Here is a 22,542-nt window from a genome sequence, read left to right on the forward strand (position 1 = left end):
CTCAGCGATAAACCGGGAAATCAGCGCACAGGGCAGACACGTGCTTGGCCACGTTGGCCTCGACATCGGCGTCGCCGAGGTTGTCGAGGATGTCGCAGATCCAGCCAGCCAGTTCGATGCACTGCGGCACTTTGAAACCACGGGTGGTCACCGCCGGGGTGCCGATACGCAGGCCCGAGGTCACGAACGGCGACTGCGGGTCATTCGGCACGGCGTTCTTGTTGACGGTGATGTGGGCGCGACCGAGGGCAGCGTCGGCCTCTTTGCCGGTGAGGCCCTGACGGATCAGGCTGACCAGGAACAGGTGGTTATCGGTACCGCCGGACACCACGTCATACCCGCGCTTGATGAACACCTCGGCCATGGCCTGGGCGTTGTCGATCACTTGCTGCTGGTACGCCTTGAAGCCTGGCTCCAGCGCTTCCTTGAAGCACACGGCCTTGCCGGCGATGACATGCATCAGCGGGCCGCCCTGGGCACCGGGGAACACGGCAGCGTTGAGTTTCTTTTCAATTTCTTCGTTGGCCTTGGCCAGGATCAGGCCGCCCCGTGGACCGCGCAGGGTCTTGTGGGTGGTAGTGGTGACCACATCGGCGTACGGCAGCGGGTTCGGGTACAGGCCAGCGGCAACCAGGCCGGCGACGTGGGCCATGTCGACGAACAGCAGCGCACCCACCTTATCGGCGATCTGACGGAAGCGTGGGAAATCCAGGGTCTTGGAGTAGGCAGAGAAACCGGCCACGACCATTTTCGGCTTGTGCTCGACCGCCAGGCGCTCGACTTCGTCGTAGTCGATCAGGCCGGTGTCGGTGTTGATCCCATATTGCACCGCGTTGTACAGCTTGCCCGAGGACGACACCTTGGCGCCGTGGGTCAGGTGACCGCCGTGGGCCAGGCTCATGCCGAGGATAGTGTCGCCGGCATTGATCAGCGCCAGGTACACGGCGCTGTTGGCGGACGAACCGGAGTGCGGCTGCACGTTGGCATAATCGGCGCCGAACAGCTGCTTGGCGCGCTCGATGGCCAGGGCCTCGACTTTATCCACATGCTCGCAGCCACCGTAGTAGCGCTTGCCCGGGTAGCCTTCGGCGTATTTGTTGGTGAGGCCGCTGCCTTGCGCTTCCATCACACGTTTGCTGGTGTAGTTCTCTGACGCGATCAGCTCGATATGATCTTCCTGGCGCTGCTCCTCGGCGTTCATGGCCGCCAGCAGTGCGTCGTCATATCCCTGGATCTGGTCTTGTTTGCTGAACATCGCGTCTCTCCCAGCCTTTCGTATTGTTGAGGCCCGGTGCAGGGCCCTTTGATGCGATGGTAGGGCTGGCGCTGGTAGATCAAATGCCTACGCACGCCACGCAAAGGTGCGTTTACGACATGGCGCGAACAACACCGAAACAAATGTGGGAATGGGCTCTTGTGGGAGCTGGCTTGCCTGCGATGGCATCACCACTGTTTTGCTGATAGACCGAGGTGTCTGCATCGCAGGCAAGCCAGCTCCCACAGGGGTTAGGCGATGATCTGACGGACGAATAGCAACAGCAGGAAATGCAAGGGATACAGGGCATAGGCCCAACGCCGCATCGCCGGTGGCGAGACGTACTTGGCACGTCGCAACAAGAACAGCCCCGCCAATGGCGCAATCAGGCATGCCGCCAACCCCAACCTCGCCACCAGCGTGTCGCTATCGAGCAAAACCTGCCATTGATTGGCGGCCACGCAAACCAACCCCGGCAATACGCTGAAATACCAAGGACGGCTGAACACCAGCAGCATCGCCAACGGCAACAACACACCAAAAAAACCGAACATCAGGTGCGCAGAAAAAATGCCCGCTATCGTGACGGCAATCAGCGCCAATCCTCGATCAAAAAGCGCCTTCTGCTGCCATCCTCGCGCAACCAGCAAACCCAACGCCAAGGTCGGCAATACGTTCAACGTATCGGCATCGTCGATGAACATGCGATACGGCACTTCGCTGATCACACTGAACAGCAGCAGCCAGCCCAGATAACGACCGCTGACGGGCGCGCCTTGCACCCGGTGCAGGTTCGCCGCAATCGCCAGGCAAAACCACGGGAACGCCAGGCGCCCCGGCACATACAAGCCATCCAGGCTCAAGCCGACGTACCGCAGGTGATCGAGCACCATGCACAGCAGCGCCAGCCATTTGAGCAAGTCCAAAGCGCCATCTCGGACAGGTCCGACAGGCAAGGTGTGAGTGCCGTGCATAATTCCCCAACGACTTTGCATTTACAGTGCGTGCGCACCCGCGACAATCTTGGTTACAGTGCGCACCAACATCGACCACAGGAATGGGCCATGACCGACAAGAGCCAACAATTTGCCAGTGACAACTATTCCGGCATCTGCCCGGAAGCCTGGGCCGCCATGGAACAAGCCAACCAGGGCCATCAACGTGCCTACGGCGATGATGAATGGACCCACCGCGCCGCCGACGGTTTCCGCAACCTGTTCGAAACCGATTGCGAAGTGTTCTTCGCCTTCAACGGCACCGCGGCCAACTCCCTGGCGCTGTCCTCGCTGTGCCAGAGCTACCATAGCGTGATTTGCTCGGAAACGGCCCACGTCGAAACCGACGAATGCGGCGCGCCGGAGTTTTTCTCCAACGGCTCCAAGCTGCTCACCGCCCGCACCGAAAACGGCAAGCTGACCCCGGAGTCGATCCGCGAGATCGCGCTCAAGCGTCAGGACATCCACTACCCCAAACCCCGCGTAGTCACCCTGACCCAGGCCACCGAAGTCGGCAGCGTGTACACCCCGGAAGAAATCCGCGCCATCAGCGCCACCTGCAAGGAACTGGGCCTGAACCTGCACATGGACGGCGCGCGCTTCTCCAACGCCTGCGCATTCCTCGGCTGCTCACCCGCCGACCTGACCTGGAAAGCCGGCGTGGACGTGCTGTGCTTTGGCGGCACCAAGAACGGCATGGCCGTGGGTGAGGCGATCCTGTTCTTCAACCACAAGCTGGCCGAAGACTTCGACTACCGCTGCAAACAGGCCGGCCAACTGGCGTCGAAAATGCGCTTTTTGTCTGCCCCGTGGGTGGGCCTGCTGGAAAACGACGCCTGGCTCAAACACGCACGCCACGCCAACCATTGCGCGCAATTGCTGAGCAGCCTGGTGGCGGACATTCCGGGCGTGGAGCTGATGTTCCCGGTGCAGGCCAACGGCGTGTTCCTGCAACTCTCGGAACCGGCTATCGCTGCGTTGACGGCCAAGGGCTGGCGCTTCTACACCTTCATCGGCAAAGGCGGCGCGCGCTTCATGTGTGCGTGGGATACCGAGGAAGAGCGCGTAAGAGAATTGGCAGCGGATATTCGCGAAGTAATGGGCGCCTGATACTGGCGCAATGCCGAGTCTGTTATTTGATATTTCTGACAGCAGCGCACTGCATTTTCATTGACTAGCCTCTTGGAACCCGCAAGGAAAAGGCCGCTGCAGCGGCCACCTTCCGGGCCCAACTGCCTGCCGAATCATCGGCCGGAAACGGAAATCCAGCAGAGAGCTAAACCATGGAATATCAAAGCAACGGCACTACCCTGCAAAGCGACGACGGCGTCAGCACCACCGTGATTGACTGGGATGAGTTCAGGACATCCGCCAAAGTCGGCGACACCATCCGCGAGCCATCCAGGACATTGCGGATCTACGACAAAGTCTATGAACTGACAGCATCAGGCCAGCACTTCGTCGTACACATCTACGCCCAGTAACCACCCCACCCATGTGGGAGCTGGCTTGCCTGCGATAGCGGAGCATCAGAACCTTATAGGTAGCTGACACACCGCTATCGCAGGCAAGCCAGCTCCCACATTGAACTGCGCTCGCTGTCAGAACTCGATGCGCACATCGCCTTTCGGCACGCTGCAGCACGACAGGATGTAACCCTCGGCTTCGTCTTCCTCGGTGATCCCGCCGTTGTGCTCCATCTCGACTTCGCCGCCCAGCTTCATCACCTTGCACGTCCCGCAGATCCCCATGCCGCAGGCTTTCGGGATCAACAGGCCGAGCTTGGCCGCTGCGGCGTGCACAGTTTCGCCCGGGGCCACGCGGATGCTCTTGCCCGAGGCAATGAATTCCACCTGGTGCAGATCCGCCAGATCGACTTCCGGCGCATCGGCGGCCTGTTCGGCTTGCTCCACCGCATCGGCGCGGGCTTCCGGCGGCGTCGCGCCGAAGGATTCTTCGTGATAACGCGCCATGTCGAAACCGGCGACTTCCAGCAGGCGCTTCACCGCGTTCATGTAGGGCGTCGGCCCGCAGCAGAACACTTCGCGCTCGAGGAAGTCCGGCACCATGAGTTCCAGCATCTTGTGGTTCAGGTACCCGCGATAACCGGCCCATGGCTCGCCCAGGCCGTGTTTTTCGCAGATCAGGTGCAGGCTGAAGTTGTCGATCCGCGACGCCATGTGTTCCAGCTCACGGTGGTAGATGATGTCCTTGGGCGAGCGGGCGCTGTGGATAAACGTCATGTCGACGTTGGCGTTGGTGTCGTAGAACCAGCGCGCCATGGACATCACCGGGGTGATCCCCACGCCGCCGCTGAGGTACAGCACTTTGGGGCTGGGGAAGTCGATGGCGTTGAACAACCCCACCGGCCCGTGCACTGCCAGTTCCTGGCCTTCGTGCAAGGTGTCGTGCAACCAGTTGGAGACCTTGCCACCCGGCACACGCTTGATCGTCACCGAGAAGCTATACGGCACCGACGGCGAACTGGAAATGGTGTAGGACCGCATGATCGGCTGACCTTCGATTTCCAGCTCCAGGGTGACGAACTGCCCCGGCTTGAAAAAGAACAGGATCGGCTGGTCGGCCATGAAACAAAAGGTGCGCACGTCCCAGGTTTCCTGGATGACTTTGACGCAACGGACGATGTGCCGACCATTGGCCCAGGTCTGGGTGGTTACCGGATTCAGGAAGCTGTTGGACATGCTTATTCTCCACTGCCGATGTTCGGCTTTATGGTGGCGATTCTGCGTAACGGCGCAAACGCCCATTTACCTATCTGCGACATTCACATACTTATCGCGACCAGCCCCCAACGACCGGGGGTTGCGCGTCGGGAACAGATTGGGCCATGTCGCCCATGGATAAGGTTCGACGCATCCGCGGCCCCACACTCGCTCCCAACAACGACGCTTTCTTTACGCCTTGCACTGCACCAACCGTAGCCACTATTCGCCGGCCACACAGAATGGCCATGAGGACACACACGATGGACGTCACCGCAACCTTAAGCTTGGGCGATCCGCTGGAACCCGCACGCAAGGCCACCGCGCAAATGCTGCAAGAGCGCGAGCGCACCTTCTCGCTGCCCCAGCCGTTTTACTCTGATGAGCGGCTGTTCGATATCGACATGCAGGAGATCTTCCAGAAAGAGTGGTTGATCGCCGGCATGACTTGCGAGATCCCCGCCAAGGGCAACTACCTGACCCTGCAAGTGGGCAAGAACCCGATCATCGTGATCCGTGGCGCCGAAGGCGTGGTGCATGCGTTCCACAACGTGTGCCGCCACCGCGGTTCGCGCTTGTGCACCAGCGACAAGGGCAAGGTCGCCAAACTGGTCTGCCACTACCACCAGTGGACCTACGAGCTGGACGGCCGCCTGCTGTTCGCCGGCACCGAGATGGGCGCCGACTTCGACATGAAGCAATACGGTTTGAAACCGGTGAACGTGAAGACCGCTGGCGGCTACATCTTTATCAGCCTGGCCGAGAACCCGCCGGCCATCGATGACTTCCTGTCGACACTGAACCACTACATGGAACCGTACGACATGGAGAACACCAAGGTGGCGATCCAGACCACCTTGTTCGAAAAAGCCAACTGGAAACTGGTGCTGGAAAACAACCGCGAGTGCTACCACTGCAACGCGTCGCACCCTGAATTGCTGAAAACCCTGCTGGAATGGGACGACGTCACCGACCCGCGTGCCGACCAGGCCTTCAAGGACCACGTCGCCGCCTCCGCTGCTGCCTGGGACGCCGAGAAGATCCCTTACGCCCACGCCAGCTTCGGCCTGCGTAACCGTATCGTGCGCATGCCGCTGCTCAAGGGCACTGTGTCGATGACCCTCGACGGCAAGCAGGGCTGCAAGAAGTTGATGGGCCGTATCCAGAACCCGGACCTGGGCTCGATGCGCATCCTGCACCTGCCCCATTCGTGGAACCACTGCATGGGCGACCACATCATCGTGTTCACCGTGTGGCCGATCAGCGCCCAGGAAACCATGGTCACCACCAAGTGGATCGTGCACAAGGACGCTGTCGAAGGCGTGGACTACGACGTGGAGCGCATGCGCCAGGTGTGGGACGCCACCAACGACCAGGACCGGCGCCTGGCCGAGGAGAACCAGCGCGGTATCAACTCCACGGCCTACCAGCCTGGCCCGTACTCCAAGACCTATGAGTTCGGCGTGGTGAACTTTGTGGATTGGTACAGCGAGCGCATGCTCAGCAACCTGGGCGCGGCGCCAGCGCCGTACCTCAAGGGTGTTGCCGTACACGAGTAAACAGGTGAGTAGTGGCTTATGTGGGAGCGGGCTTGCCCGCGAATGCGCGGGATCAGCTTGCACATGCAGCGGCTGACACACCGCCTTCGCGGGCAAGCCCGCTCCCACATTTGGGTCCGCACACTGTTCAAAATCTAGCCAGACAGCCTCCAGCCCGCCAACCCCCTGCCCTCCAGCCTTTACCCAACAACTTATCCACAAAGACACCCACAGCAATTGTGGGCAACTGTGCTTGTCACCCACAAATAACTGAAGAAAATCCGTGACTTATTCAAGCAGACGGTTTTAGGCAGCCACTGATCAATTTTTAACCATAACTCTGCAAGCTGCGTAAACCGTGGCCTGTAGCGGTACGCAAACACCTTATCCACAGATCCGCCAACAGACTTTGGGTGTAACTTTGGCTGCGCTGTGGAAAACCACGCCAAAGCTTCATAAACCGAGGCTTTCAGAGCTTTCATTCGCATTTGCAGGCAAATTGATCACTTTTTAATCATGTCGACGAAAGCCTTTATCCATAAGGCCTGTAGCCAATAGCGAACATCTTATCCACAGAAGCGCCAACAGACTTTGGGGGCAAGTCCAGATCCCCAGGTGTCCTTATCCACACGAAAACTGCCCTAAAAACCGTTACTTAGCCTGGTTATTTTTCGTACAAGCGCCTGTAGCCGTTGATTCACGTGGCCTGTGGACAACCACGAACACCTTATCCACAGCCACGCACACAGCGATTGTGGGTAACCGCGGCAACTGTACAAAAAACACACGGCATCTACACTTTCCCTTGCAGTTCATTTCACAAGCCTGGGTTAACGCGGAAGTCCTTGGCGGGATAACAGGAGACACGACGGTGATGCGGCAGGGTAAAACCAGCCATCACTGCGCCACAGGTTTTACGCTGATTGAATTGCTACTGACGCTGGCCCTGCTGGCCACGCTCGCGACAGTGGCTTATCCGCTGACGGCATTGATGGGTAAACGCGACCGGGAACTGGACTTGCAACGTTCGTTGCGGGAGATCCGCCGCGCCATCGATTCCTACAAAGAGGCCACCGACGACGGCCGCATCGAAAAAAGCGTGACCGCCAGTGGTTATCCACCGACCCTGCACGTACTGGTTGAAGGCGTCACGGATAAAACCAACCTGCAAGGCAACAGACTCTACTTCCTGCGACGCATTCCACGCGACCCGATGTGCGAGTGCCCCGACCTTGCGCCTGAAAAAACCTGGCGACTGCGCAGCTACAAAAGCACCGCCGACAACCCACAAGAGGGAGAGGATGTATTCGACGTTTCATCCCGCAACACCCGGGAGAGTTTGAATGGAACGTTATACAGCCAGTGGTAAACGGGGCTTTACCCTGATCGAGTTGCTCGTGGTCATGGCCATAATCGCCACCCTCATGACCCTGGTGACGCCCCAGTATTTCCGCCAGCACGCCAAGGCCCAGGAAACCGTGCTGCGCCACAACCTGTCGTCCATCCGCCAGGCCCTGGACCAATACCGCGAAGACCACGGCGCCAACCCCGAATCCCTGCAAGCCCTGGTGGAAAAACGCTACTTGCGCGAGGTGCCCAAGGACCCGGTGACCGGCAGCCGCGACACCTGGCAACTGCAACCCTCGGACGAACAAGGCCTGGGCGACGTGCGCAGCGGTGCGCCCGGCACGGCCAACGACGGGAGCGCCTATGCCGACTGGTAAACAGCGCCAACAGGGCTCGGTGTTCATGGGCATGTTGGTGACGGTGGCCGTGGTCGCCGTGATGCTGATGGAAGTCGGCACGCTGTGGTCCAGCGTGTTGCAGCGCGAGCGCGAGCTGGAATTGCTGGCGCGGGGCAATGAGATTCGCCGGGCGATTGGGCTGTATTACCGCGAGGGCAACAGCTTTCCGAAAACCCTCGAAGACCTGGTGCTCGACCGCCGCCAGCCCACCGTCAAACGCTACCTGCGCCGGGTCTACGACGACCCGCTGACCGGCAGCTCTGAATGGGGTGTGGTCGAGGGGCCGGGTGAAACCATCATGGGTGTGTTCAGCAAGGCCAAGGGCACGCCGTTCAAACAAGGCAACTTCTCAGTCATCAATCAACGTTTTACAGGGCAAGGTAGTTATCAAGGGTGGGTGTTTCTGTATGGCTCTGTGCAGAGTAATCCTGCAACCCGCACCACTCCCGTGGGAGATCAGCTGACCCATGATACCAATTGAATAATCACCCTGATCGTTCCAGCAGTTCGGAACTTGTTTATCTGAATTGAAGGTGGACTAGAGCATGAGAAACTCACAGCGATTTACGAAGAGCTTAATCAAACTGGTGCTGCCAGCGTTACTTCTATTGCCGACACTGCACGCGCTTGCACACGGGTACTTGGACGGCGATTTATCTTCACGTGCGCGCCTGTGCCAAACCGGCGTCAACACTAACTGCGGCGGCGCGCAGTATGAGCCGCAAAGTACCGGTGAAACGTTCCAAGGCTTTCCTGGAGGCTCTGGAGGGTCAGCCGGCCAAGGGCCAAAGGACGGCCAGATAGCCAGCGGTGGGAACAGTCTTTTTTCGGCGCTGGATGCTCAGACAGAGACACGCTGGAAAAAAATAGAAATAACCGATCAAAACATTGTTTTTGTCTGGAAATACTTGGCGCCGCACCCGGTAGACTTTCACAAATACTTCATCACGAAGAACAACTGGGATCACAACAAACCCCTGACACGCGCATCGTTTGAAAGTACGCCATTCTGTATATTCCCAGGCTCCGGTGTCATGCCAGTACCCGACACAAAGCATGCCTGTGTGATTCCGCCAGGGAAGGATGGCTACCACGTGATTCTGGGAATTTGGGGCGTTCGCGACACGAAAATGGCGTTTCATGACCCCGTCGATGTGATGATCAATATCCAACCAGGTTTACCAGGCGGCTGGAAAAGCGTGGGCAGTATCAGACCGTCTGTCTCCCTGCTGCCCGGTGACACGGTCAAGGCACGCGCGTTCAGCAACACCGGCGAAAGCTTCAACTACAGCGCCGATATTGCGATTAACAGCGCAACCGAGGGCCAGCCTGCAGAATGGTCCCACGCACTTGCCAAAAAGCTTAACGACACCCAAAGCCTGATCAAGGCAGGTGTTCGCGACGCAAGCGATAACATCACTCCCGTGAAAGGCCCCAATGAGATATACGCGAAGCCGGAGAGTGGCGTGACCCACTATGAAATTGAGGTAAACGTTAAAGATGACCCAAGCGTACGTATGGCTATTTCGGCGCTGGCTTCGGAATACCCTCTGGTAGATGGAAAAGGGCGTATGCGCTTTCCAATACTGCTCACCCACCCGATGAACGTCGAAGCCACTTTGCTTGATCAAAAGAACAAAGCCGTCGGCTCCGTTGCAGCTGACGTCCAAAGCGGCACTCACTGGCTTGAGATGGATGTAACCAGTACGCCAGGGCCGCACACACTGATCATGACGGGCACAACGAAAGATGACAGGACTTCACGCCAGGATTCGCAAAGCGCCAATATCACCGGTTCCGGTGGATCGCAGGAATATGATTTTGTATTCCCCAACGGGCTGAAAGAATACAAGGCGGGAACCCGTGTGCTTCAACCAAAAAACGGAAAGGTCTACGAATGCAAGCCAGGAAGCGTCGCAGGTTGGTGCACGATCTGGACGCAGCATGCGAACCAATACGAACCCGATGTGGGGTCCAATTGGACTGACGCGTGGTTCCTCAAGTAACGGCCGACAAAGACAGCAACGGGGCAATTTGAGCGTCGCACTCATCACGCGACGCTCTTCCCAAAAGACCGTTATTCACAAAAACGCTATAGAAAAGTGCCAATCGTTATAGGGCGCACAACGTCGCCATATATCGAGCGACGCTACAGTTGAATATGTACTCGTTCAAACGCAGTTCTACCGGCGGTGCCCGCCTTAATGCGGGCCGGGAGAGTTCCACACAACCGCCGGGTATTACCATGCGCGAACGCTCCTTTATCCACAGCCCCCAACACGGCTTCACCCTGCTGGAGCTGCTGGTCGTCCTCCTCATCATCGCCCTCCTCGCCGGCTACGTCGGCCCGAAGATGTTCGATCGCCTCGAACTGGCCAAAGTCCAGACCGCCCAAGGCCAGATGAAGTCCCTGGCGGATGCCTTGAACCAATACCGCCTCGACACGGGCAACTACCCCGACGAGACCCTGGGCCTGAATGCACTCACCACCCGCCCTGCGAACGCGAACAACTGGCAGGGGCCCTATTTGAAAACCTTGCCCCCCGACCCGTGGGGCAACCCGTACCTGTTCAAGAACCCCGGTTCACCGCCCAACGACGCAGAGATCATTTCGCTCGGCCGAGACGGCAAGGCCGGCGGGGAGAACACCTACGCCGATATCGTGTACGGCCTGTGACATGCGCAGGCTGCCGTTTGCCCTGACCCTGCTGTGCCTGGCAGGCACTGCCCAGGCCAATTGCTGGCAGCTGGCAGCCAGCCGCTACCACGTCGATCCGCTGTTGCTGTACGCCATCGCCAAGGTCGAATCCAACCTCAATCCCCGCGCGCGCAATATCAACGGCGATGGCAGCCAGGACATCGGCCTGATGCAGATCAACAGCCGCCACTTGCCCGCCCTCGCCCGCTTCGGTATCACCGAACAGCAATTGATCAGCCAGCCCTGTACCAGCGTGATGGTCGGCGCGTGGATCCTGGCCGCGTTCATTCAAGAAAAGGGCTACGGCTGGCAGGCCGTCGGCGCCTATAACGCGGGCGCCCGGCCGGATCGCGAGGCGCACCGGACGCGTTATGCCCTGGCGGTGTGGCGCTACTACGGCGAGTTGCTGCAACAACGCCAGCAATTGGCGAGGCACGGCCCATGATCGACATCGACGCCCGCATCATCCGCGACGGCCATTTGCAGACCCTGCGCCTGCAAGCTGTCGACGTGACCCAGGCCCGCCAGCAACTGCAAGCCGGGGGAGCCCATGTCATCTCGCTCAAGGCCCGGCGCCCACTCACCTTGCCCAGCCGTCGCGCCAAATTCGCCCTGGGCCTGTTTATCCAGGAACTGGTGGTGCTGCTGGACGCCGGCCTGGTGCTGGTGGAAGCCGTGGAAACCCTGCGCGACAAGGCGCCACCCGGGATCAACCGGCAGGTCATGAGTGATCTGCTCGCGTCAATGTACGAAGGCAATTCATTGTCCAGGGCAATGCAACTCAAGCCCCAGGTATTCCCTGCGCTGTTGATCGCCACCGTGGCCTCATCCGAGCACAGCGGCCAACTGGCCGTGGCGCTGCGTCGTTATCACCATTTCGAAGCGCATCTGGAGACCGTGAAAAAGCGCGTGAGCGGCGCGCTGATGTACCCCTTGGTGGTGCTCGGCGTTGGGGCGTTAATCTTGCTGTTTCTGTTGTTTTTCGTGATTCCGCGCTTCGCCTCCGTGTTCGACGCGGTGGCCGATCTGCCCGCCACCGCGCGCTTTATGGTGGGGTGGGGTGCGCTGGTGGAGACGCGCGGCACCGAGTTGTTGATCGGCCTGGCGCTGGCGATTGGCGCGCTGCTGGTGCTGTTTCGCAGCGCTGCGTTCAAGCGCCGGGTCGCCAACCTGTTATGGAAAATCCCCCGCCTCGGCGCCCAGCGCACGCTGTTTATCCTCGCGCGCTTTTATCGCACCGCCGGCATGTTGCTGATGGGCGGGATGCCCGTGGTCACGGCGGTGGAAATGTCCGGCGCACTGCTGCCCATCGAGCGCCAGGCTGACCTGCGCCACGCCATCAGCGATATCCAGGCCGGCCAGCCGCTGTCCACGTCCCTGGCGCGCCATCAACTGACCACTGCTGTCGCCGAACGCCTGCTGCGCGTCGGCGAGCAAAGCGGTGAATTGGCGGCCATGTGCGAGCGCATTGCGCAGTTTCACGACGAAGCGCTGGAACGCGCCATCGAGCTGTTCAGCAAGGTTTTCGAACCGTTGCTGATGTTGGTGGTGGGCGGGCTGATCGGCCTGATCGTGTTCATGCTGTACATGCCGATTTTCGAACTGGCCGGGTCCATACAGGGGTAGTGCCATGAGCGAACAGACACGCCAATGGCAAGCACTGGCAGAGCAACGGTCAATGTCCTTGGCCAACTACCTGCTGGAAGTGCTGCACAACAGCCCCGACCAATTGGGCAGCATCGCCGCGCCGCTGGGCTTGATCGCCATCGAGCCCGGCCAGTTGGGAAACCATTGGCGTTTCGACGTGCTGCCCCTGCCCCAGGCATTGCTCCACAACGTGCTGCCCCTGGACTATCAGGGCCGCACCTGCCTGGTGCTGGGCGAGCCCTTTGCCCAGGCCTGCCGGCACTGGATCCAGGCCACCCCTGACCTGCGCCAACTGCCGCTGGCCATGAGCCTGCCGGACGCGGTCAAGGCCCAACTGAAACTCGCCGAAACCAGCCAGCGCGTCATGCAACCCTTCGGCGCAGGCGACGAAAACGCCCGCGTCGGCCAGGCCGCCGAGGAAATTTCCCTGACCAGCATTGCCCGCGACGACAACCCGGTGGTGCGTTTAGTCAATTCGATGCTGTTCGACGCCTTGCAAAGCCGCGCCAGCGATATTCATGTGGAAACCAACCCCGAAGGCCTGGAGATCAAATACCGCATCGACGGCGTGTTGCAAAAGATGGGCAACGCCAGCGGCCTGGACATGGCCGAACAGGCGCTGTCACGGATCAAGGTGCTGTCGGAACTGGATATCGGCGAACGCCGGGTGCCCCAGGACGGGCGGTTCAAGATGAAAATCCAGGGCCGCGAGGTGGATTTTCGCGTGTCGATCATGCCCAGCATCCATGGCGAAGACGCGGTGCTGCGCATCCTCGACAAGTCCCAGCGCGGCGAATCCCTGACCCTGGAAAGCCTCGGCCTGGCCGCTGACACCATCGCACGCATTCGCGTGTTGGCCCGCGAGCCCTACGGCATGTTGATCATCACCGGGCCTACGGGCAGTGGCAAATCCACCACCCTGTATGCCGCACTCACGGAGATCAACACGGGCGAGCAGAAGATCATTACCATCGAGGACCCGGTCGAATATCACCTGGCCGGGGTGACGCAGATCCCGGTCAACGACAAGAAGGGGCTGACGTTCGCCCGTGGCCTGCGCTCGATCCTGCGCCACGACCCCGACACGATTCTGGTGGGGGAAATCCGTGATGGCGACACCGCTGGCATCGCCGTGCAAGCCGCGTTGACCGGGCACCGCGTGCTGACCTCGTTGCACGCCAACAGCGCCTTCAGCGTCCTGGAGCGTTTCAACTACATGGACGTCGATGCCCACAGCGTGGTGGAAGCTCTCAACGGCGTGGTTGCCCAACGCCTGGTGCGACGCATCTGCCCGGACTGTGGGACCAGTACCAAACCGGATGCAGAAATCGCCCGGCTCGCCCACTTGACCAGCGCCCAGCTCAAGCAGGGCCACTACCGCATCGGCAAAGGCTGCGAAGCCTGTCGCCACACCGGCTATCGCGGGCGGATCGCCCTGGCGGAAGTCCTCGCCATGACCGACAGCATCAAACAAGGCCTGCTCAACCGCAGCTCCGCATCCACCTTGCGCGAACTGGCGCGCGAAGCCGGCCATGTGTTCATTCGCGATATCGCCCTGGCCCATGCGGCCCGGGGCGAGACCACGCTCAAGGAGATCCACCGTGTCATTTCCCTTTACTGAGCACGTGGTGTGGTTACACAGCAGCGGCGCCACGTGGGCCGCCCGCCCGCGCTGGCGGGGTGCGACCGTCTGGCGCGCGGAGCGGGCCGGCGAGCCGTTGGCGGCCTGCGCGCAGTTGCTGGAGCAGGCACCGCGCGGGCGCGTGCGGTTTCTGGACCGGGCCAGCGTGCTGCTGGGCTTTCCCCATGTGCAGTACCTGATGCTCCCATGGCAAACCGGCCTGCACCGCAGGGCTGACTGGCAAGGGTTCGCCGCAGCCGCGTTCAACCAGCAGGCCGGGATGAGTGCCGAGGGCTGGCAGGTGCAGGTCGCCAACAGTGCCTTCGGCCATGACCGCCTCGCGGTGGCAATCCAACGGGATTTGCTGCAAGACCTGCGCGATCTGTTCAAGCTGGCGCGCTTGCCCCTGCTGACCTGCACCCCACTGCTCACGGCCGTGGCCCAGCGCTACTGGCGATACCTGCCCGAAGACTGCGTGCTGGCGGTCGCCGAATCCGACGCCCTCAGCTGCCTCTATCGGCAACGGGGCGCGCCGGCCCAGGTGTGCGTGCTGCCCACCCCACCCGACAGCCAATTGAGCGACAACCTGTTCACCGCCGACCTGCTCGCTCAACGCAGCGCGCCGGCCACGCTGATTGTCGCCAACCGCCCTGTCACGCCATGGCTGGGGCCGTTGCATCCCTGGCTGGAGGACGCGCCCGCATGAAATCCTGGCTCGCCAGTGCCTGGCAGCTGCTGCGCACGCCCCCTGCGCCCGCGGTTGATTTCCAACACGCCAACGCCCCCCTTCGGCCACTGATCGGAGTGTTGTGGCTGGTGGCGCTCCTGCTCCTGTTCAACACCTGGCAGCACTGGCAGCGCATGGAGCAACAGCAACTGCACACCGATGAATTGGAGCAGCAGTTTATCCAGCTGACGCGCCGCCAAGAGCAGTTGATCCAGGCCGCGATTCGCCTGTCTCCGCAACAAAAACAGCAACTGGCCGCGTTTTCCCGGCAAGCAATCACGCCCTTCCCGCTGATGGACGCCGTAGCCCGGGCCTGGTCCGCAGATATCGCCTTGACGCGGGTGGAGGTCAACACCCAGAACCAGATGTTGCTGTTGGAACTTGAAGCCAAGGCGCTGGGCGATGCGTTCCGCTTTGTCGAACGGCTCAAGGCCCAACCCGGGGTCCATGTGAACGTGCAACAGAGCGCGCGCAAGGCCAACGACCCGCAGCACCCGGTGCAGGTCAAGCTTGCCGTTGGCGCGGAGTAAGCCAGCGATGGACACGCTGACCCGTCACCTGCCGCGCTTGCGCTGGTACCTGCTGCAATGGCAGCAGAGCCTGGGCTTCTGGGGCCTGCTGGCGCTGACCTTGATGGCCACAGCACTGGTGATCGATGCCACGGTGGTGCACCCGGCGCGCATCGCCGACAGCCAGCGACGCCAGGAGCTGGAAGCCGGTATCGCCGAACAACCCCAGGATGTACAAGTCACCGAACCTGCGGTGGTGGAAGAGATGCCCGGCGCCGCCGACTTCGCCCCTCGCCTGGAAAAACTGCTGGATACCCTCGGCCGACGCGGTTTCATCATCGACCGAACCACCCTCGCCTACTCCGTTCCCGGCGATATCGGCCTGCAACGCCTGGACGTGGAGATCCCCCTCAGCGGCCCCTACAGCCTGTTGCGCGAAGCCTTGGCAGATGCGGCGCAAGAACCGGCGGTGCGCATCGAAAGCCTGACCCTGGAGCGCAAGGAAATCGTCAGCGGCTTGCTGAGTATCAACCTCAAAGTCAGCCTACTGGGGGTGGCGCAATGAAACTGCCGCTGTATTTGCGCGTGCTGTTGCTGCTGACCCTGGTCGGCTGCGGCTGGCTGTTCTGGCAGGACACCCCGGAAAACCCCGCCCCCCAGCCCAGCGCGGCCGTGGTCAAACCCGCCGAACCTGCGCCGGCCCCAACGCCCGTGCCCCAACCGGGAGCAGTGATCGACCTGTTCCCAGCCCAGTCCTGGATCCCACCACCGCCGCCGGCCGCCGTGGATAACGCGCCGCCCAAACCACCGCCGCTGCCCTTCACCGTCAGCGCGCAATGGCGTTACGAGCACCAAGGAAAAATCGTCGTACTGCGCGGCAACGGCACCCAGTACACCCTGTGCAACCGCTGCGCGGTGCCCGGGCGCATCGTGCCGGGCACGATGCTCGACGCCCACTACCGGCTGGACAAACTCACCGATACCGCCGTGGTGCTGACCTACCTGCCACTCAAGCATGTCAGCACCCTGCGCCTGGACCACCACTGACCGGGCAAGGATACGATCATGACGAGACGTACGTGGATTCCCCTGAGCCTGGCGCTGCTGCTCCATGGCTGTGAGACCCAGCGGGCGATCAAGCACAGCGACGAGTTACGCCAACAGGGCGATATCGTCAGGTCAGTCGAAGTGCTGCAAGCCGAAGCCAAGCAATCACCTGACGACGTGCAATTGCGCACGGCGCAATTCGGCACGCTGGAACTGCTGGTTGCCCAATACAGCCGCGAGGCCAGCACCGCGCTGGTGCGCGGCGACGACGCGGCGGCCATCCGCGCCCTGGAAACCATCCTCAAATACGACCCCGGCAACCTCGGCGCGCGCCAGGAAATCCAGAGCATCCAGGCCATGAAACAACTGCGTCCGCAACTGGCGCGGGCCTATGAGATGAAACGCGCCAACCCGGTGGAGGCGCTCAACCTGGTGCGCCAGATCATCGCGCAAAAGCCCAACTACCGAGAGGCCCTGGACTTTCGCAACGCCCTGACCCGCGAACTGGTGAGCGCCGACTACCTCAGCGCCGACCTGTCCGACGCCATGCGCAAACCCCTGAGCCTGGAGTTCAGCGCCCAGAGCCTGAGCACGATTTTCGAGACCATCGCGCGCCTGTCGGGGGTCAACTTTGTCATCGACAAGGACGTCAACCCCAGCGCCGCCGCCAGTATGACGGCCAGCCGCACCACGGCCGAAGACGCGTTGAACCTGTTGCTGACCACCCAGGGCCTGGAGAAGAAAATCCTCAACCGCAACACCATCCTGATCTACCCCCGACGCCCCGACAAGGAACGTGAATACCGCGAGTTGGCGGTGCGCACGTTTTACCTCAGCCATGGCGACGCCAAGATCGTCGCCGCCGAGATCAAGCAGGTACTCAAGCCCAGGGAAGTGCTGGTGGACGAGCGATTGAACGCGGTGATTGTGCGCGATGGCCTGGACACCCTCAGCGCCGTGGAAAAAATGGTCGAGGCCATTGATATCGCGCAGTCCGAAGTGACCATTGATATCCAGGTGCTGGAAGTCAGCCTCACCGATGAATTGAACCTGGGCATCAAGTACCCGGAAAGCGTGGGGGTGTCAGTGGGCAACCTGGCCAATGTGCCCGCCGGGCTCGCCGGGATTCCCCTCAGTGCATTGCGCGGCATCAATGGCGACAACATCCTGCTGGACGCCGGCAGCACCTCGGCACGCATCAACATGCTGCAACGCAGCGGCAACACGGTGACCCTGGCCAACCCACGGGTGCGCGTGCGTAACCGGGAAGAAGCGGCGGTGAACATCGGTGACAAGATCCCGGTGGTGACCACCACCACGGCCAACCAGATCACCACCTCGTCGGTGTCCTACCAGGACGTGGGGCTGCAGATCACGGTCAAGCCGATCATCAGCCTGAGCGATGAGGTAAACCTGGAGTTGAATGTGGAGATGAGCCATATCACCAAGCGCATCCCCGGCTCGGAAAACGTGCCCGCCACGTTTGAACTGGGTTCGCGCGCCACCAAGACGCTGCTGACCGCGCGCAACAATGAAACCCAGATCGTCTCGGGGCTGATCCGCACGGCGGACGTTGACGAAGGCTCGGGGTTGCCGTGGTTGAGCCAGATCCCGTGGATCGGCAAGAAGCTGTTTGGCACCAACCAGAGCACCCAACAGAAAACCGAGATCATCTTGCTGCTGACGCCACGGATCGAGCGCAACCTGGATTTGCCGATCTCGCAGATCAGTACCTTTCACAGCGGCACCGAGGCGCGCAGTTCGACGGAGGGCATGATCCTGCGCGATACCACCGAGAAGATGATTCTCAAGCCCACCGGCGGCGATCCGACGCCTGCGCTGCCGCCCCCCATGCAGCAGCCGGATGCCAACTGGGCACCGCTGCCGCCACCGTTGCCGGATTTGGCGCCCAAGCCTGTGCCAGTACCAGCGCCGCAACCCCAGGCACAATGAAGATCAACTGTGGGAGCTGGCTTGCCTGCGATACAGGCACCTCGGTCTATCAGCCAGACCGAGGCGATGCTATCGCAGGCAAGCCAGCTCCCACACACGCCAGCTCCCACAGGGTTTTGTCGTGTTTTCGGGTTAGCGTACGACGCCCTCTTCCACCAACAGCTTGAGGATCGCCTGGGCGCCTTCTTCCGCGCTCACGCCCTTGAGCACTTGCCCGCCACCGCCACTGGCCTTGGCCGTCGCGGCCTTCATCCGGTCCGCACCGCTCTTGGCCTTGATCACCTTCAAGCGCTTGGGCCGAGGCTTGGCCGGTTGCAGCACGGCGTCGGTGAACAACCCGTCCTCTTCCACCTCGACCTCATGGGCCGTCAACTCACCCCGTTGCGCCGGGCCGTAGGCACTTTGCCGTGGCTTGGGCGCGGCGTTGTCCACCGTGGCCAAAAACGGCAAGCGCACCTTCAACCGTCGCCGCTGCCCGCGCGGCAACGCTTGCAGCACATGCGCCACGCCGCCGTCGATGGACTCCACTTGCGCCAGCCCGACGATCAGCGGCCAGCCCAATTGTTCGGCGAGCAAAAACGGCAACATGCCCGAGCCTTCGCCGGTTTCCGCCTGGCTGCCGGCGAGCACCACGTGGGCACCGGCATCGCGCAGGTACTCGCTGAGCACCGGCAACGCATCGCTGCCCGCCGGTTGTTCCAGCACATGCAATTGCGGCAGGCCCATGCCCAGGTAACTGCGCAGGGTCGGCTCGTTGATATTGCCGGCGTGCAGCACCTGCAACTGATCCCCCGCCATCTGCAAACCCAACTCGACGGCGCGGGCGTCTTGCTCGGCACGGCGCGGGCGCCCGGACGTCGGGTGTGCGCCGATGGACACCAGGCTGATTACATTCGTGGTCATGGCCAACTCCTTAAGCCGCATCGCGCTTGGCGCCGTTGCGGTAGGTTTCTACCGCCGCGATCAAGGCGTGCAGGATTGCGGCGCTGTCGCCGATCACCGACAGGTCGGCACGCTTGATCATGTCGCAACTCGGGTCGAGGTTGATCGCCACCACCTTGTCGCAGGCACCGATGCCTTGCAGGTGCTGGATCGCCCCGGAAATACCCACCGCCACGTACACCCTTGCAGTGACCCAGATACCACTGGCGCCGACCTGGCGGTCGCGGGCCATGAAACCGTCGTCCACGGCCACCCGTGACGCGCCTTCGGTGGCGCCGAGGGCGGCGGCGGTCTGGTGGAACAGCGCCCAGTCCTTCACGCCATTGCCGCCGGAGAAAATGAACTCCGCTTCGGCCATCGGAATGGCCGCCGGATCCACCGCCACCGCGCCGAGGTCTTCGATACGCGGCAGGCTGCGCGCCAGGCCTGTGGATAACTCCACGGGCAACACTTCGTGACGGGTTTCGCTGACCGGTTCCGCGCACTCGACGGCGGCGAGGATCAGGCGCGGCAGTGGTCGGGCCAAGTCTTCCTGGCCGGCGCCAGCACGGCCGATGCATTCGTCACCCTTGATCTGCCATACGCGCGTCGCCGGGCGTTCCTTGAGGCTGGCGGCAAAGCGCCGACCCAATTCGCCGCCACCGCTGCGGCTGTCCGGCAGCAGCCAGTGGCGTGGGTTGAACTGGTTATCCACAGCGCGCAAACCCTGTACTCGTTGTTCCGGTGCATAACCGTCGAACTCAGGGCCATCGAGCACCAGCAGGCGATCGACACCAGCCGTGGCAAACGCGTTTTCCTTGTGCTCGCCAAACACCACGGCCAGCACTGCGCCGTCGCTGCCGGCGAGTTGGCGGGCGAGGCCGAGCAAGTCGCGGTCGTGGCTGCTCAGGCGGCCACCGACCATGTCCGGCACCACGTTGATATAGAACGCCGGCGCGGCAACCTGATGCAGCGGCAACTGCACTTCCACCGCCGCCGTGCGCTTGGCCGCGCCGCCCTGCTGGGCGCCGCTGCGGTCGATGCGCTTGATCCCGTTGGGGCCGATAAAACCGACGCCATGTACGTTCTTGCGGATGACGCCGTTAGGCCCCATCCAGCTGTGTTGCACCGGTTGCATCGCCGCATGCAGCGGGTGCAGGCGGTTGCGGGCGATCCACTCAGCGCGTGGGTCGCGGCGGATAATGTCGCTCATCAGTGCACCTCCGCAGGTTCACGCTTTAGGGGGGCTTTGGCGGGCGCAGCGTCTTCTAGCAACGCATCGGCCACCAGTTCCGCGATGTCCTTGATCAATGGACGCGGTTCGACCACGCCCTCAAGCATCGCCGTGCACTGCGGGCAACCCACCGCTACCACTTCGGCACCGGTTTCGCGGATATCTTCCATGCGCATATCGGGAATGCGTTGCTTGCCAGGAATGTCGGTAATCGGCGCCCCGCCACCGCCGCCGCAGCAGCGTGAACGGAAGCCCGAGCGTTGCATCTCCTTGACCTCGATCCCCAGCGCGCGCAGCACCTGGCGCGGCGCCTCGTATTCGCCGTTGTAGCGGCCCAGGTAGCACGGGTCGTGATAGGTCACGCTGTTGCCCTTGTGCTGGCCCAGGTTCAGCGCGCCCTCGCCGATCAGCTCGGCCATGAAGGTGCTGTGGTGGTGCACAACGTAGTTGCCGTTGAAGGCGCCGTACTCGTTTTTCAGCACATGGAAACTGTGGGGGTCGCAGGTGACGATGCGCTTGAAACTGTACTTGGCCAGGGTCTGGATATTGCGCGACGCCAGCAACTGGAAGGTGGCTTCGTCGCCCAGGCGGCGGGCCACGTCGCCGCTGTCGCGTTCTTCCAGGCCGAGCACGGCGAAGTCGACATTCGCCGCCTTGAGCACTTTGACGAAGGCGCGCAGGGTGCGTTGGTTGCGCATGTCGAAGGCACCGTCGCCGACCCAGAACAGCACGTCGGCGCTGCCCTTTTCGCTGAGCAACGGCAGGTTCAAATCCGCTGCCCAGTTCAAGCGACCGCCCGGAGCAAAACCGCCCGGGTTGTCGGTGGCGATAAGGTTTTCGAGGACTTCGGCGCCTTTGTTCGGCGTGGCGCCTTTTTCCAGGGTGAGATGGCGGCGCATGTCGACGATGGCGTCCACGTGCTCGATCATCATCGGGCACTCTTCCACGCAGGCGCGGCAGGTGGTGCAGGACCACAGGGTCTCGGCGTCCACCAGACCGTTGACGATCGGCTGATGCGGGTTGCCGCTGTGTTCGCCAATGGCTTTGCCCGGATACGGGCTGCCGGCGAACTTGGCATCGGTGCCACCGGCCAGGCCGACGACCATGTCCTGGATCAGCTTTTTCGGGTTCAGCGGCTGGCCGGCAGCAAAGGCCGGGCACGCGGCTTCGCACTTGCCGCACTGCACGCAGGCGTCGAAACCGAGCAGTTGGTTCCAGGTGAAATCCTTGGGTTTTTCCACGCCCAGGGGCGCGGTCTTGTCGCTCAGGTCCAGCGGTTTCAAACCGGTGGAGCGGCCACCGCCAAAGCGCTCGGCGCGACGGTGCCAGGCCAGGTGCAGGGCACCGGCGAAGGCGTGTTTCATCGGGCCGCCCCAGGTCATGCCGAAGAACATCTCGCTGACGCCCCACAACACACCCACGCCGAGCAGCGCCGCGAGCAGCCAGCCGCCGAAGTCCGCCGGCAGGATCCCGGCCACCGGCAAGGTCACCAGGAAGAAGCTCACCGAGAACGCCATCAGGCTTTTCGGCAGGCGCATCCACGGGCCTTTCGACAGGCGCGCCGGCGGGTTGCGCCGACGCAGGTAGACGAAGGTCGCGCCGACAAACATCAGCACCGAAGCCAGCAGCAAGGCGTACCCGAGGAGGCGGTTGTGCAGGCCGAAGCCGTGCACCAGGATGGCCAGCAATGCCGACAGCACAAAGCCCAGCGCCGTGGCGACGTGGGTGTTGGCGATGTATTTGTCGCGGGCGACCACATGGTGCAGGTCGACCATGTAGCGCTTGGGCATGGCCAGCAGGCCGCCCAGCAGGTCGACTTTGGAGGCACGGCCACGGCGCCACATGTTTACCCGGCGCAGGGCGCCGAGGACGGCAAGGCCCAGGGCGGCGAAGAGCAGGATGGGAAGAAGGGTGTTCAGCATGGTGAAG

At 61.9% G+C, this 22,542-nt stretch carries 22 protein-coding genes; 16 read left to right on the top strand and 6 right to left on the bottom strand.

Going from position 1 to position 22,542, the window contains the following annotated elements:
• Nucleotide 1 precedes the first annotated feature (1 nt).
• Both glyA and PSH87_RS26165 read right to left on the bottom strand, forming a co-directional pair.
• Nucleotides 2-1,255, bottom strand: coding sequence for a serine hydroxymethyltransferase (glyA, locus tag PSH87_RS26160; protein WP_017738444.1), 1,254 nt, complete (start codon nucleotides 1,253-1,255; stop codon nucleotides 2-4).
• A 251-nt stretch (nucleotides 1,256-1,506) separates the two neighbouring features.
• A complete protein-coding gene (locus PSH87_RS26165; RefSeq protein WP_305431620.1) occupies nucleotides 1,507-2,229 on the bottom strand; it encodes a TraX family protein in 723 nt (240 codons plus the stop codon).
• A gap of 90 nt (nucleotides 2,230-2,319) precedes the next feature.
• Between PSH87_RS26165 and PSH87_RS26170 the strand changes: the two genes are divergently transcribed.
• Together PSH87_RS26170 and PSH87_RS26175 are read left to right on the top strand one after the other, a co-directional pair.
• Complete coding sequence (locus tag PSH87_RS26170) at nucleotides 2,320-3,360, top strand: low specificity L-threonine aldolase (protein ID WP_017738442.1); 1,041 nt, start codon at nucleotides 2,320-2,322, stop codon at nucleotides 3,358-3,360.
• 173 nt (nucleotides 3,361-3,533) lie between these two features.
• The gene (locus PSH87_RS26175; RefSeq protein ID WP_017738441.1) at nucleotides 3,534-3,734 is read left to right on the top strand and encodes a hypothetical protein; all 201 of its coding nucleotides are present in this window, start codon (nucleotides 3,534-3,536) and stop codon (nucleotides 3,732-3,734) included.
• Between the two features lie 117 nt (nucleotides 3,735-3,851).
• Here PSH87_RS26175 and gbcB read toward each other — a convergent pair whose 3' ends face one another.
• Entirely contained in the window at nucleotides 3,852-4,952 is a 1,101-nt protein-coding gene (gene gbcB, locus PSH87_RS26180; RefSeq protein WP_017738440.1) for a glycine-betaine demethylase subunit GbcB, read from the bottom strand.
• Between the two features lie 284 nt (nucleotides 4,953-5,236).
• Here gbcB and gbcA point away from each other — a divergent pair, with 284 nt between their 5' ends.
• From gbcA to PSH87_RS26250, 14 genes are all read left to right on the top strand, one after another.
• A complete protein-coding gene (gene gbcA / locus PSH87_RS26185; protein WP_017738439.1) occupies nucleotides 5,237-6,532 on the top strand; it encodes a glycine-betaine demethylase subunit GbcA in 1,296 nt (431 codons plus the stop codon).
• Between the two features lie 853 nt (nucleotides 6,533-7,385).
• Nucleotides 7,386-7,880: a prepilin-type N-terminal cleavage/methylation domain-containing protein gene (locus tag PSH87_RS26190; protein WP_017738438.1), complete on the top strand. Its 495-nt coding sequence runs from the start codon at nucleotides 7,386-7,388 to the stop codon at nucleotides 7,878-7,880.
• Entirely contained in the window at nucleotides 7,855-8,235 is a 381-nt protein-coding gene (locus PSH87_RS26195) for a type II secretion system protein (RefSeq protein ID WP_017738437.1), read from the top strand. Before PSH87_RS26190 ends, PSH87_RS26195 begins: the two co-directional genes overlap by 26 nt.
• A complete protein-coding gene (locus tag PSH87_RS26200) occupies nucleotides 8,222-8,737 on the top strand; it encodes a hypothetical protein (RefSeq protein WP_017738436.1) in 516 nt (171 codons plus the stop codon). The genes PSH87_RS26195 and PSH87_RS26200 overlap by 14 nt, the downstream gene beginning before the upstream one ends.
• 64 nt (nucleotides 8,738-8,801) lie before the next feature.
• Nucleotides 8,802-10,262, top strand: coding sequence for a lytic polysaccharide monooxygenase (locus tag PSH87_RS26205; protein ID WP_305431622.1), 1,461 nt, complete (start codon nucleotides 8,802-8,804; stop codon nucleotides 10,260-10,262).
• 239 nt (nucleotides 10,263-10,501) lie between these two features.
• Nucleotides 10,502-10,933: a type II secretion system major pseudopilin GspG gene (gspG, locus tag PSH87_RS26210; RefSeq protein WP_305431623.1), complete on the top strand. Its 432-nt coding sequence runs from the start codon at nucleotides 10,502-10,504 to the stop codon at nucleotides 10,931-10,933.
• Nucleotide 10,934: 1 nt separating this feature from the next.
• Nucleotides 10,935-11,399: a transglycosylase SLT domain-containing protein gene (locus PSH87_RS26215; RefSeq protein ID WP_305431625.1), complete on the top strand. Its 465-nt coding sequence runs from the start codon at nucleotides 10,935-10,937 to the stop codon at nucleotides 11,397-11,399.
• Complete coding sequence (locus PSH87_RS26220) at nucleotides 11,396-12,580, top strand: type II secretion system F family protein (RefSeq protein ID WP_017738432.1); 1,185 nt, start codon at nucleotides 11,396-11,398, stop codon at nucleotides 12,578-12,580. Before PSH87_RS26215 ends, PSH87_RS26220 begins: the two co-directional genes overlap by 4 nt.
• A 4-nt stretch (nucleotides 12,581-12,584) precedes the next feature.
• Nucleotides 12,585-14,222, top strand: coding sequence for a GspE/PulE family protein (locus PSH87_RS26225; RefSeq protein ID WP_305431628.1), 1,638 nt, complete (start codon nucleotides 12,585-12,587; stop codon nucleotides 14,220-14,222).
• A complete protein-coding gene (locus PSH87_RS26230) occupies nucleotides 14,203-14,928 on the top strand; it encodes a hypothetical protein (protein ID WP_157356550.1) in 726 nt (241 codons plus the stop codon). The genes PSH87_RS26225 and PSH87_RS26230 overlap by 20 nt, the downstream gene beginning before the upstream one ends.
• Entirely contained in the window at nucleotides 14,925-15,479 is a 555-nt protein-coding gene (locus PSH87_RS26235) for a hypothetical protein (RefSeq protein WP_305431631.1), read from the top strand. Before PSH87_RS26230 ends, PSH87_RS26235 begins: the two co-directional genes overlap by 4 nt.
• Nucleotides 15,480-15,486: 7 nt before the next feature.
• Nucleotides 15,487-16,023, top strand: coding sequence for a hypothetical protein (locus PSH87_RS26240; RefSeq protein WP_305431633.1), 537 nt, complete (start codon nucleotides 15,487-15,489; stop codon nucleotides 16,021-16,023).
• Nucleotides 16,020-16,505 (top strand): hypothetical protein, encoded by a 486-nt coding sequence (locus tag PSH87_RS26245; RefSeq protein WP_017738427.1) that lies wholly within the window; start codon nucleotides 16,020-16,022, stop codon nucleotides 16,503-16,505. Before PSH87_RS26240 ends, PSH87_RS26245 begins: the two co-directional genes overlap by 4 nt.
• Before the next feature lie 18 nt (nucleotides 16,506-16,523).
• A complete protein-coding gene (locus tag PSH87_RS26250) occupies nucleotides 16,524-18,458 on the top strand; it encodes a secretin N-terminal domain-containing protein (protein ID WP_305431635.1) in 1,935 nt (644 codons plus the stop codon).
• A gap of 132 nt (nucleotides 18,459-18,590) precedes the next feature.
• On the opposite strand, the gene PSH87_RS26255 is transcribed toward PSH87_RS26250, so the two are convergent.
• The 3 genes from PSH87_RS26255 to dgcB are packed head-to-tail and all read right to left on the bottom strand — an operon-like array spanning nucleotide 18,591 to nucleotide 22,535.
• Nucleotides 18,591-19,361 (bottom strand): electron transfer flavoprotein subunit beta, encoded by a 771-nt coding sequence (locus PSH87_RS26255; protein ID WP_305431637.1) that lies wholly within the window; start codon nucleotides 19,359-19,361, stop codon nucleotides 18,591-18,593.
• Nucleotides 19,362-19,371: 10 nt separating this feature from the next.
• Nucleotides 19,372-20,592, bottom strand: a complete 1,221-nt coding sequence (locus PSH87_RS26260) for an electron transfer flavoprotein subunit alpha/FixB family protein (RefSeq protein ID WP_017738424.1) — start codon at nucleotides 20,590-20,592, stop codon at nucleotides 19,372-19,374.
• Nucleotides 20,592-22,535 (bottom strand): dimethylglycine demethylation protein DgcB, encoded by a 1,944-nt coding sequence (dgcB, locus tag PSH87_RS26265; RefSeq protein ID WP_305431638.1) that lies wholly within the window; start codon nucleotides 22,533-22,535, stop codon nucleotides 20,592-20,594. Before dgcB ends, PSH87_RS26260 begins: the two co-directional genes overlap by 1 nt.
• Between the last annotated feature and the right edge of the window lie 7 nt (nucleotides 22,536-22,542).

The sequence above is a fragment of the Pseudomonas sp. FP453 genome (assembly GCF_030687495.1).
Classification (GTDB): domain Bacteria; phylum Pseudomonadota; class Gammaproteobacteria; order Pseudomonadales; family Pseudomonadaceae; genus Aquipseudomonas.